Genomic DNA, 2812 nt, shown 5'->3' on the forward strand with positions numbered 1-2812 from the left:
CTTGAAAAAAGACGCAAGAAAATTACATGCGTTTTCCGCATGGCTGCCAAGCCTCGAATTGGGCGCAATATTTGCTGCTTCGGGGTTGACGGATAGGGGCCGTGCGAGTAGAAGCCGCCCCGTCAGAACCGATGTGAGACTTGCCTTTCCGAGGCGACGCGCTTTGGAGTTTGTCTCAAACAGGGTTCGTTTTACGAGCGAAAAGACATTTCCGGCGCGCATGAAGCGGCTTCCGCTTCCTCTGCAATTTGTTCGGGCAGGACCGCGAGACGCGGTGTTTTGCCCGAATTTGCGTATGGAAATGGCGCTTTGAGCGGCCCTGACAGGGCAAGACACGGAATTGAGAGACAAGAGGGTTTAATGCCTACCGTCAACCAGCTGATCCGCAAGCCGCGCCTGGCGCCGGTGAAGCGCAACAAGGTCCCGGCCATGCAGCAGAACCCGCAGAAGCGGGGCGTCTGCACGCGCGTCTACACCACGACGCCGAAGAAGCCGAACTCGGCGCTGCGCAAGGTGGCCAAGATCCGCCTGACCAATGGTTTTGAAGTGATCGGCTACATCCCGGGCGAAGGCCATAACCTTCAGGAGCACTCGGTGGTCATGATCCGCGGCGGCCGCGTCAAGGATCTGCCGGGCGTCCGCTATCACATCATCCGCGGCGTGCTCGACACGCAGGGTGTGAAGAACCGCAAGCAGCGCCGTTCGAAATACGGTGCGAAGCGTCCGAAGTAAGGGTTTCCGGCTTCGGCGCTTTTTTGACTGCGCCGTGCCACGAGATTGAGAGACAAAAGCCATGTCCCGTCGTCACAGTGCAGAAAAGCGTGAGATCAATCCGGACCCCAAGTTCGGCGACCTGATCGTCACCAAGTTCATGAACGCCGTCATGTATGACGGCAAGAAGTCGGTTGCCGAGACCATCGTCTACGGCGCGCTGGATCAGGTCCAGGCCAAGACCAAGCAGGAGCCGGTCACCGTCTTCCATCAGGCGCTCGACAATGTCGCGCCGCATGTGGAAGTGCGCTCGCGCCGCGTCGGCGGCGCCACCTACCAGGTTCCGGTCGACGTGCGCCCCGAGCGCCGTCAGGCGCTGGCCATCCGCTGGCTGATCGCTGCGGCACGCAACCGCAACGAGACCACCATGATCGACCGCCTCTCGGGCGAGCTGATGGATGCGGCCAACAACCGCGGCACCGCCGTCAAGAAGCGTGAAGACACCCACAAGATGGCGGAAGCCAACCGCGCCTTCGCGCACTACCGCTGGTAAAGCGCGAACGAGACTGAGAGGCACCTCCCATGGCCCGCGAATACAAAATCGAAGACTACCGCAATTTCGGTATCATGGCGCATATCGACGCCGGCAAGACGACGACGACCGAGCGCGTCCTGTACTACACGGGCAAGTCGCACAAGATCGGCGAAGTCCATGACGGCGCCGCTACCATGGACTGGATGGAGCAGGAGCAGGAACGCGGCATCACCATCACCTCGGCCGCGACCACGACCTTCTGGAAGGGTCGTGACGGCAAGATGCGCCGCTTCAACATCATCGATACCCCCGGACACGTCGACTTCACCATCGAGGTGGAGCGTTCGCTGCGCGTGCTCGACGGCGCCATCGCGCTGCTCGATGCCAATGCCGGCGTCGAGCCGCAGACCGAGACCGTGTGGCGTCAGGCCGACAAGTACCACGTGCCGCGCATGATCTTCTGCAACAAGATGGACAAGATCGGCGCCGACTTCTACCGCTCGGAGGAAATGATCGGCTCGCGCCTCGGCGCGCAGGCCGTCGTCATGCAATTGCCGATCGGCGCCGAGACCGAATTCAAGGGCGTCGTCGACCTCGTCGAGATGAACGCGCTCGTCTGGCGCGACGAGACGCTGGGCGCTGCCTGGGACGTTGTCGAGATCCCGGCCGACCTCAAGGCCAAGGCCGAGCAGTATCGTGAGAAGATGATCGAGGCCGCCGTCGAGATGGACGAGACCGCACTCGAGAATTACCTCGAAGGCAAAATGCCGTCGAACGACGAGATCCGCGCGCTGATCCGCAAGGGCACAATCGCGGTGAAGTTCTTCCCGATGTTCTGCGGCTCGGCCTTCAAGAACAAGGGCGTGCAGCCGCTGCTCGACGCCGTCGTCGAATACCTGCCGTCGCCGATCGATGTGCCAGCTATCAAGGGGGTCGACGCCAAGACCGACGCCGAGATCGAGCGTCATGCCGACGACAACGAGCCGCTGTCGATGCTGGCGTTCAAGATCATGAACGACCCGTTCGTCGGCTCGCTGACCTTCGCCCGCATCTATTCGGGCAAGCTCACCAAGGGCACCTCGCTCGACAACACCGTGAAGGGCAAGAAGGAGCGCATCGGCCGCATGCTGCAGATGCATGCGAATTCGCGCGCCGACATCGAGGAAGCCTACGCCGGCGACATCGTGGCGCTGGCCGGCCTCAAGGACACGACCACCGGCGACACGCTGTGCGATCCGCTGCACCCGGTCATCCTCGAGCGCATGGAATTCCCCGATCCGGTCATCCAGATCGCCATCGAGCCGAAGACCAAGAACGACCAGGAGAAGATGGGCCTCGCCCTGCATCGCCTGGCGGCCGAGGATCCGTCCTTCCGCGTCAAGACCGACGAGGAAAGCGGCCAGACCATCATCGCCGGCATGGGCGAGCTGCATCTCGACATCATCGTCGACCGCATGCGCCGCGAGTTCAAGGTGGAAGCCAATGTCGGCGCTCCGCAGGTGGCCTATCGCGAGACGATCACCCGCACCCATGAGCAGGACTACACGCACAAGAAGCAGACCGGCG

The 2812-nt window shown here is 62.1% G+C and carries 4 protein-coding genes; 3 read left to right on the forward strand and 1 reads right to left on the reverse strand.

Annotation, left to right across the window (positions count from 1 at the left end):
• The coding region (locus EOA29_RS42365) for a hypothetical protein (protein WP_210213191.1) at positions 1-222 on the reverse strand (222 nt) is incomplete at its 3' end.
• Positions 223-360: 138 nt separating this feature from the next.
• Here EOA29_RS42365 and rpsL point away from each other — a divergent pair.
• The 3 genes from rpsL to fusA form a co-directional block, all read left to right on the forward strand.
• Positions 361-732, forward strand: a complete 372-nt coding sequence (gene rpsL, locus EOA29_RS31615) for a 30S ribosomal protein S12 (RefSeq protein WP_006202128.1) — start codon at positions 361-363, stop codon at positions 730-732.
• Positions 733-793: 61 nt separating this feature from the next.
• On the forward strand, positions 794-1264 hold the full coding sequence (rpsG, locus tag EOA29_RS31620; RefSeq protein WP_059189563.1) for a 30S ribosomal protein S7: 471 nt from the start codon (positions 794-796) through the stop codon (positions 1262-1264).
• 29 nt (positions 1265-1293) lie between these two features.
• On the forward strand, positions 1294-2812 hold a 1519-nt coding region (gene fusA / locus EOA29_RS31625), incomplete at its 3' end, for an elongation factor G (RefSeq protein ID WP_127222098.1).

Source organism: Mesorhizobium sp. M1E.F.Ca.ET.063.01.1.1 (genome assembly GCF_003998155.1).
GTDB lineage: Bacteria > Pseudomonadota > Alphaproteobacteria > Rhizobiales > Rhizobiaceae > Mesorhizobium.

Excerpts from the sequence above, each read along its gene's own strand:
- rpsL (WP_006202128.1), top strand. The coding sequence starts at position 361 with ATGCCTACCGTCAACCAGCTGATCCGCAAGCCGCGCCTGGCGCCGGTG.
- rpsG (WP_059189563.1), top strand. The coding sequence starts at position 794 with ATGTCCCGTCGTCACAGTGCAGAAAAGCGTGAGATCAATCCGGACCCC.